Origin of the sequence: Microcoleus sp. AT8-A3 (genome assembly GCF_036705675.1) — a bacterium.
GTDB lineage: Bacteria > Cyanobacteriota > Cyanobacteriia > Cyanobacteriales > Microcoleaceae > Microcoleus.
Genome location: NZ_JAUBVD010000018.1, coordinates 74,788 through 96,288 on the forward strand (window position 1 = coordinate 74,788; position 21,501 = coordinate 96,288).

Consider the following 21,501-nt stretch of genomic DNA (forward strand, 5'->3'; position numbering starts at 1 on the left):
AAGGGCGGGCATTTGCCCGCCCCACTTTTTACTTGCTCAGCACACCATCGGGAATCCCCAAAATATCCTCAATGCGAGGCATATCTTCCAAAGCAATCACTCGTCCTTCATCCTCAAAACCAGCAATTTGATCGAAATTCAAATAGCGATACAAATCACCAGCAAAAGGATCGATTCTCTTTGACACAATGTCATTGTATTCTTGGACTGTAGGAATGCGACCTAACAGCGAACAAACGGCCGCCAATTCCGCCGAACCGAGATAAACTTGTGCATCTTTGCCCATGCGGTTGTTAAAGTTACGAGTAGAAGTTGAAAAAACCGTTGTCGCATCTTTAACCCGCGCTTGATTGCCCATACAAAGACTGCATCCGGGCATTTCTGTACGCGCTCCAGCGGCTCCAAAAATGCTGTAATAACCTTCTTCTTTGAGTTGCTGTTCGTCCATGCGAGTTGGCGGGCAAATCCACAGGCGAGTTTTCACTTCCCCTGCACCTTCCAACACCTTCGCTGTGGCGCGGTAGTGACCGATATTTGTCATGCAGGAACCGACAAATACTTCGTCAACCCGATCGCCCGCAACCTCACTCAACAACTTAACATTATCCGGGTCATTGGGAGCAGCCACAATTGGCTCTTTAATCTCGTTCAGATCGATTTCGATGATTTCAACGTATTCCGCATCAGCATCCGCCTCCATCAGCACCGGATTTGCCAGCCATGCCTCCATCTTAGCCACCCGGCGCATCATCGTCCGCGCATCTTGATAGCCCCGCGCCACCATGTTTTTCAGCAGCGCGACATTGGAACGAATGTACTCAGAAACAGTCTCCACGCTCAATTTAATGGTGCATCCAGCGCAAGAACGCTCTGCAGTCGCATCGGTCAATTCAAAAGCCTGCTCAACCTTCAAATCGGGCAAACCTTCAATCTCCATAATCCGCCCAGAAAAGATGTTTTTCTTGTTCTGTTTCGCGACGGTTAGCAAACCTTTTTGAATTGCTACATAGGGAATGGCATTCACAACATCCCGCAGCGTTACTCCCGGCTGCAATTCACCTTTAAACCGCACTAAAACTGATTCCGGCATATCCAAAGGCATGACGCCCAATGCCGCAGCAAATGCCACCAATCCCGAACCCGCAGGAAAGGAAATTCCCAAAGGAAAACGAGTGTGAGAATCGCCGCCGGTTCCCACTGTATCTGGCAATAACATCCGGTTCAGCCAAGAGTGAATAATGCCGTCTCCGGGGCGCAAAGCTATGCCGGCGCGCTCTGCCATGAAATCGGGCAATTCATGGTGAGTTTTGACATCAACTGGTTTTGGATAAGCGGCGGTGTGGCAGAAACTTTGAATAACCAAATCGGCGCTAAATCCCAAACAAGCAAGTTCTTTCAATTCGTCGCGAGTCATTGGCCCTGTGGTATCTTGCGAGCCGACTGTTGTCATGACTGGTTCGCAAGATGTACCGGGGCGAACGCCGGACAAACCGCAAGCTTTGCCTACCATTTTTTGTGCTAAAGTAAAGCCTTTTCCCGTATCCACTGGGATTGTAGGACGGGTAAAAATAGTGCTCGGTTCTAGTCCTAAAGCTGCGCGAGTTTTGTCGGTTAAAGTTCGTCCAATTAATAGGGGAATTCGGCCGCCGGCGCGAACTTCGTCTAGAATTGTGTCAGGTTTGAGGGTGAATGTGGAGATAATTTCTCCGGCTTCGTTGGTGATTTCGCCTTTGTATGGATGGATGGTAATTACCATTCCTGTTTCCATTTGGGAGACATCACATTCGATCGGCAATGCGCCGGAATCTTCAGCGGTATTGAAGAAGATCGGGGCGATCGCACCTCCTAAAATATAACCGCCACTGCGCTTGTTGGGCACAAACGGAATATCATTGCCAATGTGCCAGAGCACGGAATTAATCGCCGATTTCCGCGACGAACCAGTACCGACAACATCACCAACATAGGCTACGGGATGACCTTTTTGCTTCAATTCTGCAATGGTTTGCAAAGCCCCAGGCATCTTACTTTCGAGCATCGCCAAAGCGTGTAGGGGAATGTCCGGCCGCGTGGTAGCATGAGGTGCAGGCGACAAGTCGTCAGTATTGGTTTCTCCAGGAACTTTGAAGACTGTAACGGTAATCGCTTCTGGCAATACAGGACGGCCTGTAAACCATTCGGCATCCGCCCAAGAATCGACTACCTGCTTGGCGTAGGGATTTGTATCAGACAAAGCTATAACGTCGTGGAAAGCGTCGAATACTAACAACGTTTTGCTCAGTGCCCGGGCGGCGGTGGCGGGAATGGCGATTTCGGCAGTGGGGTTGAGCAAATCGATTAAAGATTGGACGTTGTAACCGCCCATCATTGTCCCCAGCAGGTAAACTGCCCATTTGGGAGCAATTAGGGGGCTGTGGATTTCGCCTTTAGCAATGCCAGTTAAAAAACCAGCTTTGACGTAGGCGGCGCTGTCTACGCCTGGGGGGACGCGATCGCGCAATAATTCTATTAAGGTTTCTTCTTCTCCTGCCGGCGGATTTTTCAGCAGTTCGCACAGTTCCGACGTTTGCTGGGCGTCTAGCGGCAGCGGTGGAATTCCCTCATGGGCACGTTCGGCCGCGGTACGGCGGTAAGATTCAAGCATTTCTCCTCTCTCCTCGGATAGTATTCGGTGGTTGGCAAGTAGGTGGCTTTACTTTTTAGATTAGGAGCTTCCGCTGCACATTGGGTAAAGTACCTCGCCATACATCAAAACTTAACGCAACTTTAAAAACAGTAGATTTTCATACCAAAGACAGATGTGGTCTTTAACGAGAGAGCAGCGTATCAAACTTCAGTCGAGCAGTTTAGGGCCTTCAGTTGCATAGTTCTGGTTAAGATTAATGTGTTGTGGGCTACTGTAGATCCTCCTCTGCATCTGAAATCGTCATTTACCAATAGTCTGGACTGTTTGTAGTTCGTAGTGTGAAACCCTTGATTTTCCGTTGGTAGCTCCATTGGCGAATCGCCTTGAAACTTTTATTCTACGAATGCTAATTAAAAACAGTCCGCAGTATTGATTGACCACAAGTTTAAAAAAGTTGTCCTGCTAATGGATCGATTAAACAATGGAAAGTTTTATCCCTGAAAAGTCTGAAGACTGTCACGGCTGGGCCTCCAAGCCAGACTTGTACAAAGAGCTGCAAGGAGCCAAAGAATTACTGCTGACGATCGCCAACTCGATGCCAATACCCCTGATCGTGAGCAGTCTGGGGGACGGCACAATTATTTATAGTAACGATTTATGTCGTCAGGCTTTCGGGTTCACAGGATTTAAGTCGATCGACCGCCAAAAAGCCGAAACGCTCTACCACAAACCAGCAGAGCGCCAGGAATTGCTGTTGCGGCTCGCCCGCAACGGACACGTCCGCGAGACAGAAATCCGGTTTAAAAAAGCTGACGGCACGCTGTTTTGGGCAAGTGTATCGATGCGGTATCTGACATTGGTGTCGGGGAAAGCTGTTCTGTCGGTGTTCACCGACATTACGGATCGGAAGCGAGCGGCCGCCAAGGAGCAGGAATTGCTCACGTCAATCCACTCGCGAGCCCGCCAGCAAGCGGCCGTCGCTTACTTGGGGCAGCAGGCCCTGGCCGAAACTGATTTGTCCGCACTGATGGACAAAGCTGCGGTTTTAATTGCTCAAACCCTGGACGTTGATTATTGCCAGGTGTTAGAACTGTTGCCCTCTGGTCATGCTTTTATGCTGCGAGCGGGGGTTGGCTGGCAGCCGGGCCTCGTCGGCAGCGCTACTGTTGCCGCTTCTGCTCGATCCCAAGCAGGTTACACATTGCTAGTGGGCGAACCGACGATCGTCGAAGATTTGCGGGTGGAAACGCGCTTTAGCGAGTTGCCGCTACTGCACAACCACCGGGCTGTCAGCGGCGTTACTGTGATCATTCCCGGCAATCGGGGACTGGGGAGGAACTGGGGACAAGTAGAACCAGCGGACAGTTCATCCTCGCAGGCCTGGGGCATTTTGGGGGTTCATACCAGCCAAGGGCGGGTTTTCAGTCAAGATGACGTTTATTTTGTAGAAGCGATCGCCAACGTGTTAGCTGCGGCGATCGAGCGGATTATATCGCAAGAGCGCTTACAAATGATGGAACGGGCGATCGAAAGTTGCAGCAACGGCATTGCAATCACCGACGCAACCGTTGCAGATAATCCGATTATTTATGTCAATCCCAGTTTTGAGCGGATTACGGGTTATAGCAGAGACGAGTTAATGGGCAAAAATTGCCGATTTTTGCAAGGCACAGACACTGACAGCCCCGCTGCCAAAGAATTGCGAATTGCGATTGAAGAAGGCAGAGAAGCTCAAGTTATATTACGCAACTTTCGGAAAGACGGCACGCCTTTTTGGCACGAATTGTCGATCGCTCCGGTTTACAACTCGCGGCGACACTTAACCCACTTTATTGGAGTACAAACAGACATTACCGACCGCCAGCGTTCGGAAGAAGAGTTATTTTTAAAATCTCAAGCTTTAGCAGCTTTTAGCGCTAATCTCAAACACTTGCACCGGATTACAACTTATCATTATCAAAACTTTGAAGAACTGGTTGACGATTATCTAACAGCCGGCTGTTTGATGTTTGGACTTTCTATGGGCATCATGGCTGAAGTTGACAGCGAAACTTTTATTGTCCAGGCAGCGAAAACTGATTTAGGATACTTCGTGCGAGGCTTAGAATTGAACCTCAGCGATACTTACTGCGCCGCAGTAATTAAGCTCAACAAAACAGTTGCGTATTCTCATATAGGAGCAGACAGAGAGATGCGCGAACATCCAGCTTATCTAAGCTGCAAGTCGGAATCTTACATCGGAACGCCGATATTTGTCAACAATAAAACTTACGGCACGTTAAGTTTTAGTTCGCCAGAAATAAAAAAAAGAAAGTTCAAGTACGAGGAAATAGAAATTATAGAATTGATGGCTCAAAGTATTGGGAAAATTCTGGCGGTTCACCAAATGGAAATCGAACGCCAGCAAGCTGAAAAAGAGCGATGCGAGTTGATAGTATCTCTCAAAGAAAGTGAAGAACGCTATCGCCGTTTAGTAGAACTATCTCCCGAAGCGATCGCCGTTCACAGTCAAGGGAAAATCGCCTACATCAATGCTGCCGGCGCGAAACTCCTCGGTGCGAGTTCTCCCGAAGCGCTGATTGGCTTTCCCATATTGCATTTCGTCCATCCAAACTATGTGGAAATAGCCACAGAGCGCATTCGGCTAGTCGAGACAGAAAATCAGCCACTCGACCTTGCCGAACAAAAACTAATGCGGCTCGACGGACAAATAATAGACGTTGAAATGGCCGGTATCCCCGCTATTTATCAAGGCTCGACGGCCGGCCAGATTATTATCCGAGATGTCACCGAGCGCAAGCGAGTAGAACGGGAACTGCTGCACGGCGCTTTTCACGATGCGCTGACGGGTTTGCCCAACCGGGTTTTGTTCATCGACAGGCTAGGACAAGCCATCCGCCGATCCAATCAGTCCCCCGATTACAAATTTGGTTTACTTTTCCTAGATTTAGACCGCTTCAAAGTCGTTAATGATTCTTTAGGACACGTTTTAGGAGACAAACTGCTAATCGCCCTCGCCCAGCGACTGCAAACCTGCGTCCGGGTTTCGGATACCGTCGCCAGACTGGGGGGAGACGAATTCACGATCCTGCTAGACCACATTCAGAGCCTCAGCGACGCCACCCTCGCAGCTAAAAAGATACAAAAAGAACTGACGAAGCCGTTTCATCTCGAAGGGCACGAAGTATTTACCACCGCTAGCATTGGCATTGTTTTCAGTCGAGGCGAAGCCACCCCCAGTGGCGAATTAAATTCGTACACTCACCCGGAAGAATTCCTACGCGATGCTGACATCGCTATGTACCGCGCTAAAGCTTTGGGTAAGGCCCGCCACGAAGTGTTTAATTTGGCGATGCACGACCAAACTATGTCGCTGTTGCAGTTAGAAACTGACCTGCGGTTGGCTATTTTGGGCAAGGAGGAATTAGGAGAGAGCAAGAATCAATGTTCGCACTTTATTGTGCACTACCAACCGATTGTTTCGATCGCCAGCGGTGCGCTCGAAGGTTTTGAGGCCTTGGTGCGCTGGCACCACCCAGTTCGGGGTCTAGTTCCGCCGTCTACTTTTATCCCTGTAGCTGAAGAAACAGGTTTGATCGTGCCTCTGGGAGCCTGGGTGTTGCGGGAAGCTTGTCAGCAATTGCGGATTTGGCAAGAAATGTTAACCGAGGAACAGGGAAGAAGTCCAATGGAAGTCGGAACAAGGCCCTTTGACTCGCTTCGGCTGCACTCAGAGCAAGTCGCTCAGCGTAACCAGAAGGAAGAAGGCGCTTCGACTTCGCTCAGGGTAACAACAGAGGAGAGGGCAACGGGCAATGTAGGGGATTTAACTGATGTAACAGATACAGGGCATGAGGAACACGGAACTTTTACTGAGCGTAGCCCCAGTATTGGTCACAGGGAAGAAAGAATCGGTAAAAAATTACCAATTCCCAGTTACCAATTCCCGATTACCGATTTCCACTCCTCTATTACCAATTCCCAATTCCCAATTACCAACTCTTCGGCTACGTTCAGTACAACTTCCCAGCTACCAATTGCGAATTTTAAATTACCCATTATTGATCCTTCGCAATTAACAATGAGCGTCAATCTCTCTCCTAAACAGTTAGGTATGCCGAATTTAATCGAGGAAATCGATGATATTTTAGCAGAAACTGGCTGCGATCCGAGCTGTTTAAAATTGGAGATTACTGAAAGCGCGATCGTGGAAAATGTGAAAAAAGCCAATATTGTGCTAGCCGAATTAAAAGGTAGGAATATTCGATTGTCGATAGACGATTTCGGTACTGGCTATTCGTCTTTAAGTTACTTGCACCGTTTTCCGCTGGATACACTGAAGATCGATCGATCTTTTGTGAGCCGCTTGGGGGCTGTCGAAAATGGTGACGACGGGGGTCAGCCTTTGCAGATTGTGCGGGCGATCGTAACTTTGGCTCACAATTTGGGATTGAATGCGATCGCCGAAGGTGTAGAGACAGGCGAACAGTTAGCACAGCTTCGAGAATTAGACTGCGAATTAGCTCAGGGATATTGGTTTTCTAAACCTTTGGACAGTTCTGCCGTGACCGAAATCCTGATAAATCTCGGTAATATAGAAATTAGGGACTGATTGAGCTACAGATTGGTAAATAGTGCCTCACCCTGTGAAGACATTTTTGCTACAAACTCCTAATCTCAAAACTGATGCACCAGGGAATAAATGGTGCATCAAAATTAGATTTTAGGTGATGATATCAAATCTGTTAGGATCGGAATTATTCATCTGCGTGAATCCGCGTCCATCCATTGTCATCTGCGGTTAATACATTCTCTTTTTTTAACCGCAGATGAGGGCAGATTAACAGATATTCACGCAGATAAATGAGTTCAATTCCGGTTGTACCGTCCGTGATTGTTGAGTATTGATATCGTTTCCGGTTGCATCGGAATGATTTAACCGCAGAGGGCGCAGAGAACGCAGAGGGAGAGAATACAGAGAGGAATAATTCCGATGCTACCGGATTTGATATGACTGGATTTTATTGCAGAAGGAAGCAGGAAGAAGCAATATAATCAATCGTTTCAGCCATTAACAACGTCCTAACTGTCTTGGCGGTTGCTATATCAGGACGATGCTACCGGATTTGATATGGTTGAAAATTACCAAACTGACCACGAATTTCTTCATGTGGTACCCGCCACGTGGTTTATCCGTGGAATCAATCCAACATCGGAAATCGAAAATCCTCAAGAAAGAGCATTTATCTCGCGCAAGTCAATCCAAAATCTAAAATCTAAAATCTAAAATCGAATGACGCACAGTAACGCTTTCGCAATTGCCAATTACAACTTACCAATTCCCTATTAACAATTAGCTTTGAGGGGAATCTCGATCGCCAATTCTGTACCCTGGCCCGGCGAAGAAGTGCATTTCAGCGACCCGTTGTGTCTGTCTGTAACAATTTGATAGCTAATTGACAAGCCCATCCCGGTGCCTTTACCCACAGGTTTAGTAGTAAAAAACGGGTCAAAAAGCCGAGTGCCGACAGTCTCCGGTATTCCCGGCCCGTTGTCAGCAATCCGAATGATTACTTTGCCGGCTGGCGATAGTTCAGTGCGGATGCGGATGTTGCTGGGCTTTTGCCGCTTTTCCTCAGCAGAACGGCGCATATCCCGTTCTTCTAAAGCATCCAAAGCATTGCTCAAGATGTTCATAAATACTTGATTTAATTGTCCGGCATAACATTCTACCAAGGGCAGTTGAGCGTATTCTTTAATTACCTCAATTTCTGGATGGTTGTGTTTAGCTTTGAGCCGGTGCTGCAAAATCATCAGGGTGCTATCTATGCCCTCGTGGATGTTGACGGCTTTCATTTCCGCTTCGTCCATGCGGGAAAATGTGCGGAGAGAAGCAACAATTTGTTGAATTCTGTCTGCACCGACTTTCATTGAAGAAAGCAACTTTGGCAAGTCTTTCATCAGAAAGTCGAGTTCAATATTGTCTACTTCTTCTTGAATTTCCGGGACGGGATCGGGATAGTGGTTTTGGTAAAGTTCGATCAGGTGTAGCAAGTCTTGGGTATAGTCGTTGGCGTGACTGAGATTGCCGTAAATAAAGTTAACTGGGTTGTTTATTTCGTGGGCGACTCCTGCCACAAGTTGACCGAGACTCGACATTTTTTCATTTTGAATTAACTGCGATTGAGTGCTGGTTAATTTCTTCAATGTTTTTTCTAATTCGAGAGCTTTATTCCGAGTTTGGGCGTAAAGATCGGCTTGGTTGAGGGCGATCGCCAATTGAACTGTAACCGCTTGCAATAATTCTACTTCGTCGTCACTCCAGAGTCGCACAGCAGCGGAGTGGGCGCAGGTAACAACGCTCACTACTCCCGAAAGTGCCTGCATGGGAATTGCCAAGACAGATTGGTAGCCCAGAGAGTTAAGAGAGCTTCTCCAAATAGGGTCTGCGATCGCTCCGACATCATCGATTTGCAGCGTTTCTAGACGCAACATCTGTTCTCCTATAGTTCCGAAATCAGAAGCTTTATAGCAACCTATTAAATCTGGAAGTTCTCTTGTGCGAGATTCTTGAATAATTTCCCAGTATGGTTCGTCTCCGTCGCAACGATACCAGCTAAAGTTGCAACGATCGATCTGCATGAAAGCCCGAATTTCTTGGACGGCGACAGCAATAATGCTGTCGAAATCGAGGGAATTGCGGATTTGAGTAGTGAGGTTGTTGAGCAGTTTTTCTCGCTCGGCTTGCTGTCTGAGTCTGGCTGACGATTGCCTTAAGGCAATTTCTCCCCGCTTGCGATCGGTAATGTCTTCGGTGACAGCTAATAGATATTGCGGTTTGCCATCAGCATCGAGTATTGCTGTTTTCTTGCTATGAAATATCCGCGTTTCTCCTTGGCTAGTTTCAATTTCTTCTTCGGCGATTTCTAAAATTTGCCCGCTATCGATCACTTCCCGGTCTTTGGCGGTGAAAAAATCAGCTTGTTCTGTTGGGAAAAAGTCGTAATCATTTTTGCCGATTACTTCTGCTGCACTGAAACCGAGTAACTGTTCAGCTACTGGGTTCCACAGAACAAACCGCAGTTCTTGGGCATCCTTGGCAACCACTCCTACGGGTATGGTTTTGAGCACTGACTCCATAAAATTTTGAGCGTGTTGCAGTTCTGCTTCTGCCTGTTTGCGATCGCTAATATCTCGGACGTTGGCAATGATGCTGAGATTGCCGTTGAGATTAATTTTGGACAGGGCAATTTCTGCATCAAAAGTTGAACCGTCCTTGGGACGCCTCGCTTTCCATTCCACGCGACCAGTTTCGCCTGCTAATACTCTTTCCCAAAGTTCTTCCATTTGTTCAATGGGATTGTCGGCGCTTGAATAGTCATTTTTAATTGATAATTTTTTTGCTTGTTCGGGGCTCACTCCGTACATTTCTAACATTCGATTATTGACATCGAGAATGTTTCCTTCTAAATCGTGAATGAAGATAGCATCGTAGACATTGTTAAATATGGTTCGCAGGTTTTGCTCGGAAACTTGCAGCGCTGCTTCTGCAAGTTTTCGATCGCCAATTTCTTGTTCTAATTGGGTGACTGCTTGGGAAAGTTCGGCCGTGCGATCGCTCACTCTGTCTTCTAACTCGACTGCTGCTTGCCGCAGGGCTGCTTCGGCGGCTTTGCGATCGGTAATGTCGATCACCGTACCGAACATTTTTACCACCTTGCCGTTGACATCGGTTTCGGCTTGACCCACGGCGTTCACGTGTCGCAAGATGCTGTCGGGACGGTAAAGGCGAAAGTCAAAATCAAAGGGGATGCCCGCTTCGAGTCCCCGCTGCACTTGAGTTTGCCACAATGCCAAATCTTCTGGATGAATCTGAGCGACCTGTTCGGCTAGGTTGGGCGCGATGGGGGCTGGTTCGAGTCCGAAGATGCGGAAAAGTTCTTCCGACCAAGTGATGGTTCCGGTGGCTGCGTCGAGTTCCCAATTTCCGACGTGGGCGAGTCTCTGGGCTTCTTGTAGCTGTCGCTGGCTGTTGCGGATGGCGGTTTCGGCAACTTTGCGATCGGTAATGTCGAACAATACGCCGCAAAATACGATTTCGCCGTTCTCGCTGCGGGTGGGCATGGAGTCGCCCTGCCACCAGCGAATCTCGCCGTCGGGCTTGACTAACTGCCCTTCGTAGTGCCACAGGGAGAGGTTTTCTATGGCCTGGTTCACCGAAGCGATGTAGCCTTCCAAGTCTTCGGGATGGACGCGGGAAATGAATGTATTGATGTCTTGCATCATTTCTGCTGCGGTAACGCCACTGATATCGAAGATGCGATCGCTCATGTAGTCAATGCGCCAAATTCCGTCACGGTTGCAAAACTGGAACAGAGCTCCGGGCATGGTGGCTGCGATCGTCCGAAACTTGGTTTCGCTGGCACTGAGTGCGGCAAAAGTCTGTCGCAGTTCGGCTGTGCGCGCTTCTACTCTGCGCTCTAGTTCTGCGTTGGCGTGTTGTAAGGCTGCTTCTGCTCGCTTGCGATCGGTAATGTCGGCGGCTGTACCTGTGGTGCCGAGGAAGTTTCCGGTTTCGTCGTAGAGGGCGATCGCGTTAAACATCAAATGTTTCATGCTACCGTCTTTGGCGATTTGGGTGGTTTCGTACTGGAAAATTGATTCTCCGGCAAACAGGCGGGCGAAAACTTCTAAATCTTTCTGGCATTGTTCTGGTGTCACAAAGTCGGAAAAGGGCCTACCGATCATTTCTTCTGGTTCGTAACCGTAGATGTACTTAACTGCTGGGTTGACGAAGGTGTAGCGTCCTGAAGCATCTACCGACCAAATCATGTCTTGGGAGGTTTCTACCAGGCTGCGGTATTTGCTTTCGCTGGCTTTGACGGCTTCTTCTGCTTGTTTGCGTTCCGTCATGTCGCGGGAGACGCCGACAGTCATGACGATTTGGCCGTCTGCGTTGCGGATCGGTGTTTTGACGGTGCTGAACAGCCGCACTTCTGAGTCGTAGCGCGTCACTGGTTCTTCGGAAATTTGCAGAGTCTGTCCGGTTTCAAATACGAAGGCGTCATCTCTGACGTACTGGAGGGTATTGTCTGGATCGGCGAAAGGTGCGTCTAGGATGTCTTGAAGTTCCTCTTGAGTCATGCCGTAATAGTCGCGGAATGCTTGATTTGCCCAAACAATTTTGGATTTAGGGCCTTTGACTAATACCATATCGGCGATCGAATCGAGAATTTGGTGATATTTTTGCTCGCTGTCGCGGAGTTTCTGCTGTGCTGCTTCGATTTGTGCTATTTGCCTCTGAGTTTGTAAGTGCAGTTCGGCTTGGTGGATGGCAACTGCTAAATGATCGCCTACTTGTCTGGCAAATTCGATTTCGTCTTCTTGCCAATCGCGGGGATTGCCGCAGGAGTGAATGCACAGCAATCCCCACAAATGTTTCCCTTGCAGCAGGGGTACGACTAAGTTGGCTCGAATTTGAAATCGCTTGAGGATTTTGAGGTGACAAGGGCTCAACCGGGCTTTGTAGATGTCCGTGACAGCTTGAACGTAACCTTTGGCATACTTGGCGGCAAATTGTTCGCCGAAACAGTAGTCGCGGACTCTTGCTCCCAAAGATGGGCTGTATTGGGGCAGTACGTCTTCGGACACTACTTCGCCCTCATTCCATTCGGATTCGGGAAAGAATCGGTAGACGGCGACTCGATCGGCATTTAGGAGTTGCCGAACTTCGGTGGCTGTGATTTTGAATATTGTTTCTAAGTCTAGGGATTCACGAATTTTGCCAATCACTCCCATCAGCGCTTGCAGCTTTTTGAACCAGGTTTGAGACTGCGTTTCTCTTTCTAGGTGAGCTAGTTTCTCGCGCAGGTTGCAAACTTCGTAATACAGGTATTCATGAAACATAATGCTTTTTCTTTAGTTATTTTGCGGTTTGGTATCGAGGTTGATGGCATCTCAATAGCGCTCTGCAAGTTGAGTCTGGTAAGTCAAAAAGGCAAAGAACCTATTCTCCTCCTTCTGCTAGCACTTAGCAGCTACTCACACTGCATTTCCGTATTTTTTCGAGATTTGGAGGTCTATCGACCATCTTAGCTCCCGTATATTTACTGAAAAAGTGGCATAATTTGCTACTTCATTAAGTATCAATTATTGAGAATAATGCTAACAAAACTTACACATAAACCCGGTTTATTAACGTAATCAAGTCAGGGAATCTCCGAAAGTGGAAACAAGAAACCCGGTTCCATTTCGCGATCGGGAGGAGCGTCTCTGACTAATTTTGACATTTTTTTTGCTCGCCTTCGGTTTCTATTGTCACCTTTTTATTATTACCGCAAACTCGATTAATGGTTTCCTTGTTTTGGCGATTGAATATCCTGTTGGGAACACGTCTTTTAAAATTTGTTTGAATTTCGGCGATCGCCTTTTCTAGAGTTTTAAGTAATGCTCGATTTATAGCAATCCTAAATGATTATACTCGTTACCAGGAAGAGCGTGGTAACGCATATCCGGAGGAAGAGCCTCCATAGTCTGGGCCGAGGCAGAGCCTCGCTTACATCGGTTCCCAGGCAGAGCTTGGGAACCAGTTAAAAAATGGCAGATTTTTGCTTGAATTTCTACAGAAACTGTGAGGGTATTGTCGCGCAAACCAAGTTCAACTGCTTTTGCCAGTTTTTTGCGTTGTCAGCAAGTTTTTGATAGTAAATTTTATACCAATTATCCAAAATCTTGCAACAGTTATGAGTTTTTGGTGTGTTTCCTGAAACACTGTAAGCTGTTCTCCATTTAAATTGTGTGTCAAAAATAACTCAAATTATTGTGGGATGGGCACGCGAGCCCGTCCCGAATATGCAATTTAAACGCGCAACAGCTTATGCACCGGTGCGGATCTGTGAGAGAGTCGCTTTTTTTGATAACTTTTCTAGGGCGACGCACCCGGAGCGCTACTGTTGCATGATTTTTGATAATTAGTATTATATTTATCAATCGGTTCCTTGCTGCCATTTTGTAGCTGGTGCAATACAGCCTAACAAAGATGATCGATAATATTTATCAAAGGACTGTTGAAATCCGAGAACCCAACTTCCGACAGAGCGATCGCACTATCATACTCAGTATAAGTTATTATATTGAAGCGACGAGCAGGCTGCTTTTCTCAACGAACTCCTACAAGCTTAAGAAGCCGTTTTCAGTATAGCCCTGGCTTCCTCAATATTTTGGGCAACCAATTTCCCCGACTCGATAAAGGCTGCTCTTTCGGTATCGCTGAGTTCAAGTTCCACTACTTGTTCGACTCCCTGATACCCCAAGCGGCAGGGCACTCCTAAAAAGATATCTTGCACACCGTATTCGCCGTGCAAATAAACGCAGCAAGGCAAGAGTCGCGACTGATTAAATAAAATAGATTCTACCATCAAACAGACAGAAGATGCGGGTGCAAAATAAGCACTACCAGTCTTCATCAATTCTACAATTTCTGCGCCGCCGTGGCGAGTCCGCTGTACGAGTCGATCAATAGTCGCAGCATCCATAAGTTGATTGATGGGAATACCGTTGACAGTGGAATAGCGGGGCAAAGGAACCATCAAATCGCCATGAGAACCGATGACAGTTGCATTGACTTGAGCATTTGAAACGCCCAATTCCATTGCAATAAAAGTTTGAAAGCGGGCGGAGTCGAGAACTCCCCCCATCCCCATGACTCGGTGTTTGGGCAAATCTGCCGCTTCCCAAGCTAAATAAGTCATGATATCTAGGGGATTTGTGACTGTGATTAAGATTGCTTCGGGAGAATGCTCGATCGCTTGTTTTGTGGCTTCGGTGACAATTCGAGCATTGATTTTAATTAAATCTTCGCGATTGATACCGGGTTTGCGCGGCACTCCGGCTGCAATTACTATGATATTTGAGTTGGCCGTATCTGTATAATCATTTGTACCGACAATTTGGCGATCGTGACGTTCCACTCCCCTAGCTTCCATCAAATCCAAAGCAACGCCCTGTGGCCAACCCTCCACAATATCTAACAATACTACATCTGCCAGATTTTTCTCAGCAATTCGCTGGGCTAAGGTACTGCCGACTTTGCCTGCACCAATAATTGATACGCGGTTTGATGGAGAATTCATTGGGTTTTAGGTTTTAGATTTTAGATTTTAGATTTTAGATTTTAGCAATCAGCTTAATTGGGGAAAGGTGCGCGGTGTGCACCCTTCGCTACATTAAGAACAGTGTGTTTAGTTTTGGTGAGTTACTGAAAATCTTCGAGTTGGTCTACCCGCAGCCAAATATTCGGGGTGGGAACTTTGCCAAATTTGACGAAGGCATAGTCGCCGCGAACATCCATCACTTCGCCCTTTGTTTCAAATATATAGGAGGAAAAGCGCTGGTCGCTGGCTTTGGCTTCTAGACTGTTTTCCAATTTTTCGCGTACAGCGCGAACTATGCTGCCTTTCTTGATTGCCATAACTTGCTTGGTTTAGTTTAAAAAACTATACAAATTTTAATCTAGATTTGGCTGCAAAGTCACTCGGCGATTGAAATCGCTACTAAACAAACGAAGTCACTCCAAGCTGACTAAGGAATAAAGGAGTGCGATTCGTGGGGTATATCTAAAATCTAAAATCTCAAGCCTAAAATCCCTTGACTGCTTCCTATGTCTGACAAAGGGGGCAAAAATGAGTCGATCGCCCTGCTAATTTTATACGTTGGATGGTTGTGGAGCAAGTGCGGCAGGGTTGGCCGGCGCGATTGTACACCCAAGCGACGCCGCCGTAGTTGCCGTTGACACCTTGGACGTTGAGAAAATTGCTAAAAGTGGTGCCACCGGATGCGATCGCCTTCTGTAAAACTTGAATAATAGCTGTATGGATGCGCCCAATTTGCTCTGCTGTCAAATCCGCGCACAGAGTTGTGGGCATCACTCCCGACAAAAACAAAGTTTCGTCTGCGTAAATATTGCCCAAACCAGCTATCAGTGACTGGTCTAGCAAAGCTGTTTTAATGGGTCGCGCCCGCCGGTGCAGCTTGCGGGTCAAATATTCTGTTGTAAATTCCTCTGAAAACGGTTCGGGGCCTAAGAGTTTCAGACCGATGACAGTGCTCGAAACCTCGGTTTCTGCGGGCACGTACCACATTTGCCCGAAGGTGCGCTGGTCTACAAAGCGCAATTCTTGGTTTCCCTCAAAAAACAGCCGGACTCGCGCGTGTTTTTGCAGGGGCTCGGATCTGTTCACCCACAGCAGTTGTCCTGTCATCCGCAGGTGAACGCCCAGCCAGCCGGCTTTTGAAGGAGGGAAGAAGGCGGGCGCGGGGAGGGCGGGCACGGGGGCACCGCCCCTACATTGAGATAGTTCTGCCAGTAGATATTTGCCGCGTCTGTACCAGCGGGCGATCGACTTTCCTTTGACTTTTGTCAAAAAATCGGTCGCAGAGATTGAGCGGGCGATCGTGCTGTTTAACAACACGTCCCCGTCCAAAATTTCTCGATCGAGGGTTGCTTGATTCAATCCCCGGCAAATAGTTTCAACTTCTGGCAGTTCTGGCACAATTAGCGTTGTTCTGTTCCTTGATTTGGCGAACCTTCGACGCTGCCGGTCACTTCGGCACCGGGTTTGCTGTCGGTCGAAGTTTTCGGCTGCTGGGGGGCTCCTCCGCTGCCGGTTTTCCGGGTTTTCTCGTCCAGCGTGGTTTGTTTGCCGCCGGAAGCTACTGGAGTCCCTGTTTTCGCTTTTGCTTTGGGTGCTGACACTTCCACTAATTCGCTTTGGGCGAAGTTGTTGGTGTTGACGCCTGCATAATTTACGCTGTTAAAGCGAACGATAACTGGGTATTTAATGCCGCTTTGGTCTACCGTAGCAACGGTGCCCACTTCTTGATACCAGAAGGATTCTTTGCGGAGAATCCGAACTGTAGAACCGCGTTGAACCATGAGCTTTGTTTCCTTTGCGATGAATAAACGGATAAAGCCATTTTTTTTACTCTAGTCGATCGCGCGACGCATTTGAAGTCTGCAAGGAAATTTTTACCTGTCGCGCCGTTTTTTGATCTGCTTTTTGTAAAGAAAAGTAAATACTTTGCTAGGGCGATCGCTGGGGGACAAAAATAAATAAACAGACATTATCCGTTAAATACAAGCTGTGCGATCGGATCTATAAAAAACTTTACAAATTGTTGTGGGGTGGCGAGTTTGTTACGGGGGTGTGAGGAGGTTGTCGGGGCAGTTAGGTTGTTGCGGGGGCCGCCAGGGGTTTTAAACCCCTGTCTCATAGCTAAAGTCGTCTAAAGACGACTGAATATACAAGTGTATTTTTGGGGCTGATTGTATTTTGGGGTGGGCTGATTGTATTTTGGGGCGGGCTGATTGTATTTTGGGGCGGGCTGATTGTATTTTGGGGCGGGCGAGACGCCCAACCCCTACTCCCCACAATAAAATTTAGTGATTGTGGAACAGGCATCTTGCCTGTTCCTAAGAATGGTGAAAGATGTGAGATTAATTAACTTTGTATTTAATTATATTGTCGCGCTAAACTATTGCAAAGCGCGGGGAATATTTACAGTATGTCGTTAGTTGATTTAGCTAATACTAAAGTTAGGGTTCTTGGATGGAGTGCGGTGATGGGTGTTGCGCCAATGATTGCCAGCGCGATCGCCAATCCGGGAGTGACAGCAGCATTAGGTGTGATGGCCAATCCAGCCGTTGGGGGCATTTCGATATTAGCAACGATCGCGGGCGGTATAGCGGGGAATATGGCGGCTAACGACTTGGGAAATCTGATCGCCGAAAAGTTGGGAAAAAATCCGAATATTCTTGACAATCGCGATTTGATTGAGGCGGCGGGTGAGGCGATCGCCTATATTTTGAAAGATGTTGCTTCGTCAGATGAATTAATTGCGATCGCCCTGAGTAAAAATTCGTCTGCCAGGGATTTAGATCGATTAGCCGAAAAAACTCCTGAATATTGGCTGAAGATTAACACAGAAGGGGTTGATTTGTCAAGGGGTTTAAATATTTCGGAAGACCAACTGACTCTGATTTTTTCGGCGGATGCTGCGGAGTTCGATCGAGTTACGGGATTGACACCGGAAGATTGGGCAAGATTCATCGGGGAATTCGCGGCCAGTGAGGGGAAATCCTTTGATGCAGAAATCGTGGAATTTGCGGCGCAAAGACTCTACGAAACTTTCCCGAAAGCCTACCGCGAAGTGCTGAAACAAGATGCAGCCAAGGGAGGAGAAAAGTTTGCGGCGATGCTGTTGAATTTGCACCAAATTGCTTTGGCGGATCTCAAGGATTTGGGGCTGCAAAATCGGGAAATTCTCGATAAATTGGAGGCAGTGGCAACTCGGCAGCAGATTTGTCAAGTGATGGTAAAATTGGAATCTATGCAAAGTGAGATCCGATCCGATTTGGCGCAGGTGCGGGCCTTGCTGCAAAGATATATCGATCCTGCTGCGCCGAGTTTGCCGATTTCTTTTAAGTCCGAGACGATTATTCAGGACAGAATTAAAGACTTTACCGGCCGCAAATTTGTGTTTGAAAAAATTAATGAGTTTTTGGAGAAGAATCCGAAGGGCTATTTTGTTTTAGAAGCGGAACCTGGTGTCGGGAAAAGCGCAATTATGGCAAAATGCGTGGAGATGCTGAAACGACGCTGCGTTACTCATTTCAATTCGCGATCGGATGGGATTATCAGCGCTAAAACTTTTTTGGAAAATGCCTGCACTCAGTTAATAGAAGGCTTTAACCTCAAAGAAAAGTACCCGTATTTGCCGGAAAATGCGCTGGAAAACGGCAATTTTTTAGGGAGGTTGTTGGGGGAAGTTAGCGCTAAGTCGAGCAGAGAAAAAAAGTTAATTTTTGTGGTGGATGCGCTGGATGAAGTCGATTTAAATTTGCAAAGTAGCGGCAGCAATGTTCTATATTTACCCAATGATTTGCCGGATAACGTTTATTTTATTGTCTCCAAGCGGCCGGAATTTCTGCCGATGCCGACAGGAAACCGCAAAGTTTTTGATTTGATGGAGTACAGCGCCGAAAGTTTTGCTGATGTCAAGGCTTATCTGGCCAAACGTACCGAGAAAAGCGAGTCTATTCAGAATTGGATTGAGCGTCAGAGTTTGCAGCGGGAAGAGTTTGTGACGGCGGTAGCCCAGAAAAGCGAAAAGAAATTTATCTACCTCCGCTACATCCTCGATGAGATTGAAGGCGGTACTTACAATGATGTGAGTTTAAATGATTTACCAGCGGGCTTGCAGGAATATTATCAAAAACACTGGGGACAGATGATGGGCAGGGAAGACGATCTTCTGCTGGAATTGAAGGTTAGAATTATCTACTTTCTGTCGCAAGCAGAGGAACCAGTTTCTGGTCGCTGGTTGGCTAAATCTGCCGGCGAAAATAATGTTATGAAAGTACAGCAGGTACTCGGAAAATGGAATTCGTTTTTGCGACAGGAGAAAGTAGGAAGGGAAACTCGATACACTATCTATCACAACAGTTTTCGGCAGTTTCTCGAAGCAGATGAAACTGTGCAGTCGGCGGGTATAACACTGGAAGATATTAACGATGATATTAGCGATAACTTTGCAGGAGGAGCGCCGATATGAGCGATTTAGGTGTGTGGTTGGCGCAGCAGTGTCAGGAAGATCGAGATTTGCTGTTGAAATACCAACCGAAGAGATTTGCGAAACGGGGGAAGGTTGACCGTTATTGTGCTTGGTTGACGGATTTCGGTTTTATTGAGATGAAACTGGAATTGTTGGGGGTACAAGCGCTAATTGATGATTACGATTTGGCGAAAATTTCTGATGTGTTGCTGTCGGATGGGCAAGGTGAAACTCTGAGATTGATTCAAGGGGCAATTCGCAAGTCGGCGCACGTTTTGGAGAAGGATAAAACGCAGCTTGCAGGGCATTTGTGGAGTCGGTTGGTGGATTTTGAAACACCTGAAATTCAGGGGGTCGTGAAACAAGCTAAGCAGTCGAGAAATAGTTCCTGCCTGTGGCCTTTGAAGCCTAATCTGGAAAGGGCAAATGAGGGTGCGCTGCGGACGCTTGCCGGTCATAGTTCCAGGGTAACAGCAGTGGCGATCGCACCAGACGGTAAAACAGCGATTTCCGCTTCCAAGGATGAAACCCTGAAAATCTGGGACACCGAGACAGGCTCACAACTGAAAACTCTCACGGGTCATAGTTCCAGGGTAACAGCAGTGGCGATCGCACCAGACGGTAAAACAGCGATTTCGGCTTCATGGGATACAACCCTGAAAATCTGGGACACCGAGACAGGCTCACAACTGAAAACTATCACGGGTTCTAGTTTCGCGATAACAGCAGTGGCGATCGCACCAGACGGTAAAACAGCGATTTCGGCTTCATGGGATACAACCCTGAAAATCTGGGACACCGAGACAGGCTCACAACTGAAAACTCTCACGGGTCATAGTTTGGCGGTAACAGCAGTGGCGATCGCACCAGACGGTAAAACAGCGATTTCGGCATCCGACGATCAAACCCTGAAAATCTGGGACACCGAGACAGGCTACGAACTGAAAACTCTCACGGGTCATAGTTTGGCGGTAACAGCAGTGGCGATCGCACCAGACGGTAAAACAGCGATTTCCGCTTCCGGGGATCAAACCCTGAAAATCTGGGACACCGAGAGTGGCTCTGAACAGAAAACTCTCATGGGTCATAGTTCCGGGGTAACAGCAGTGGCGATCGCACCCGACGGTAAAACAGCGATTTCGGCATCCGACGATCAAACCCTGAAAATCTGGGACACCGAGACAGGCTCACAACTGAAAACTCTCACGGGTCATAGTAGCGCGGTACTAGCAGTGGCGATCGCACCAGACGGTAAAACAGCGATTTCGGCTTCATGGGATACAACCCTGAAAATCTGGGACACCGAGAGTGGCTCACAACTGAAAACTCTCACGGATCATAGTAGCGCGGTACTAGCAGTGGCGATCGCACCCGACGGTAAAACAGCGATTTCGGCTTCATGGGATCAAACCCTGAAAATCTGGGACACCGAGACAGGCTCACAACTGAAAACTATCACGAGTCATAGTGACGCGGTAAGTGCAGTGGCGATCGCGCCCGACGGTAAAACAGCGATTTCCGATTCCGGGGATTATACCCTGAAAATCTGGGACACCGAGACAGGCCGGAAACTGAAAACTCTCACGGATCATAGTTCCTGGGTAACAGCAGTGGCGATCGCACCCGACGGTAAAACAGCGATTTCGGCTTCCGACGATCAAACCCTGAAAATCTGGGACACCGAGACAGGCTCACAACTGAAAACTCTCACGGGTCATAGTTCCGGGGTAACAGCAGTGGCGATCGCACCCGATGGTAAAACAGCGATTTCGGCTTCCGATGATACCCTGCAAATCTGGGACACCGAGACAGGCTCTGAACTCAAAACTCTCACGGGTCATAGTAGCGCGGTACTAGCAGTGGCGATCGCGCCCGACGGTAAAACAGCGATTTCGGCTTCCGATGATCGAACCCTGAAAATCTGGGACACCGAGACAGGCTCACAACTGAAAACTCTCACGGGTCATAGTGACGCGGTAAGTGCAGTGGCGATCGCGCCCGACGGTAAAACAGCGATTTCGGCTTCCAAGGATGAAACCCTGAAAGTCTGGGATTTGCTCACAGGTAAAGAAATTGCTAGTTTCAGGGGAGAAACTGAGTTTAATTGCTGTGCTTTTGCGCCTGATGGAGTGATAGTTGTAGCGGGCGATAAGTCAGGTCGGGTGCATTTCCTGCGATTGGAGGGAGTTAGCGGCGGGCGATAATCGAATTTTTGTGTTTGTAGGGGCGCTCTCAAATAGAGAATGAGAGCAATGGAGTTTTTA

Annotated in this window: 9 protein-coding genes; 3 read left to right on the plus strand and 6 right to left on the minus strand. The window is 47.8% G+C overall.

Annotated elements, in window-relative coordinates; all coding sequences use genetic code 11:
* Positions 1 to 28 precede the first annotated feature (28 nt).
* Positions 29 to 2,644, minus strand: coding sequence for a bifunctional aconitate hydratase 2/2-methylisocitrate dehydratase (gene acnB, locus QUB51_RS13395; protein ID WP_333054001.1), 2,616 nt, complete (start codon positions 2,642 to 2,644; stop codon positions 29 to 31).
* 463 nt (positions 2,645 to 3,107) lie between these two features.
* On the opposite strand from acnB, the gene QUB51_RS13400 reads away from it, so the two are divergent.
* A complete protein-coding gene (locus tag QUB51_RS13400; RefSeq protein ID WP_333053999.1) occupies positions 3,108 to 7,238 on the plus strand; it encodes an EAL domain-containing protein in 4,131 nt (1,376 codons plus the stop codon).
* A 734-nt stretch (positions 7,239 to 7,972) separates the two neighbouring features.
* On the opposite strand, the gene QUB51_RS13405 is transcribed toward QUB51_RS13400, so the two are convergent.
* The 5 genes from QUB51_RS13405 to QUB51_RS13425 form a co-directional block, all read right to left on the minus strand.
* A complete protein-coding gene (locus tag QUB51_RS13405; protein WP_333261935.1) occupies positions 7,973 to 12,532 on the minus strand; it encodes a PAS domain S-box protein in 4,560 nt (1,519 codons plus the stop codon).
* A 1,271-nt stretch (positions 12,533 to 13,803) separates the two neighbouring features.
* Positions 13,804 to 14,757: a malate dehydrogenase gene (mdh, locus tag QUB51_RS13410; RefSeq protein ID WP_333261932.1), complete on the minus strand. Its 954-nt coding sequence runs from the start codon at positions 14,755 to 14,757 to the stop codon at positions 13,804 to 13,806.
* 122 nt (positions 14,758 to 14,879) lie between these two features.
* Complete coding sequence (locus QUB51_RS13415) at positions 14,880 to 15,095, minus strand: NAD(P)H-quinone oxidoreductase subunit O (protein WP_333053996.1); 216 nt, start codon at positions 15,093 to 15,095, stop codon at positions 14,880 to 14,882.
* A gap of 187 nt (positions 15,096 to 15,282) precedes the next feature.
* Complete coding sequence (locus tag QUB51_RS13420; RefSeq protein ID WP_333209417.1) at positions 15,283 to 16,176, minus strand: DNA-formamidopyrimidine glycosylase; 894 nt, start codon at positions 16,174 to 16,176, stop codon at positions 15,283 to 15,285.
* A gap of 2 nt (positions 16,177 to 16,178) precedes the next feature.
* Positions 16,179 to 16,559, minus strand: a complete 381-nt coding sequence (locus tag QUB51_RS13425) for a photosystem I reaction center subunit IV (protein WP_333053993.1) — start codon at positions 16,557 to 16,559, stop codon at positions 16,179 to 16,181.
* Positions 16,560 to 17,188: 629 nt separating this feature from the next.
* Here QUB51_RS13425 and QUB51_RS13430 point away from each other — a divergent pair.
* Both QUB51_RS13430 and QUB51_RS13435 read left to right on the plus strand, forming a co-directional pair.
* The gene (locus tag QUB51_RS13430) at positions 17,189 to 19,237 is read left to right on the plus strand and encodes an ATP-binding protein (protein ID WP_333261929.1); all 2,049 of its coding nucleotides are present in this window, start codon (positions 17,189 to 17,191) and stop codon (positions 19,235 to 19,237) included.
* The gene (locus QUB51_RS13435) at positions 19,234 to 21,441 is read left to right on the plus strand and encodes a WD40 repeat domain-containing protein (protein WP_333298239.1); all 2,208 of its coding nucleotides are present in this window, start codon (positions 19,234 to 19,236) and stop codon (positions 21,439 to 21,441) included. Before QUB51_RS13430 ends, QUB51_RS13435 begins: the two co-directional genes overlap by 4 nt.
* Positions 21,442 to 21,501 lie beyond the last annotated feature (60 nt).

Bases quoted from the DNA above. Each gene is read 5' to 3' on its own strand.
- acnB (WP_333054001.1), bottom strand. From the start codon at position 2,644: ATGCTTGAATCTTACCGCCGTACCGCGGCCGAACGTGCCCATGAGGGA.
- QUB51_RS13400 (WP_333053999.1), top strand. From the start codon at position 3,108: ATGGAAAGTTTTATCCCTGAAAAGTCTGAAGACTGTCACGGCTGGGCC.
- QUB51_RS13405 (WP_333261935.1), bottom strand. From the start codon at position 12,532: ATGTTTCATGAATACCTGTATTACGAAGTTTGCAACCTGCGCGAGAAA.
- mdh (WP_333261932.1), bottom strand. From the start codon at position 14,757: ATGAATTCTCCATCAAACCGCGTATCAATTATTGGTGCAGGCAAAGTC.
- QUB51_RS13415 (WP_333053996.1), bottom strand. From the start codon at position 15,095: ATGGCAATCAAGAAAGGCAGCATAGTTCGCGCTGTACGCGAAAAATTG.
- QUB51_RS13425 (WP_333053993.1), bottom strand. From the start codon at position 16,559: ATGGTTCAACGCGGTTCTACAGTTCGGATTCTCCGCAAAGAATCCTTC.
- QUB51_RS13430 (WP_333261929.1), top strand. From the start codon at position 17,189: ATGTCGTTAGTTGATTTAGCTAATACTAAAGTTAGGGTTCTTGGATGG.
- QUB51_RS13435 (WP_333298239.1), top strand. From the start codon at position 19,234: ATGAGCGATTTAGGTGTGTGGTTGGCGCAGCAGTGTCAGGAAGATCGA.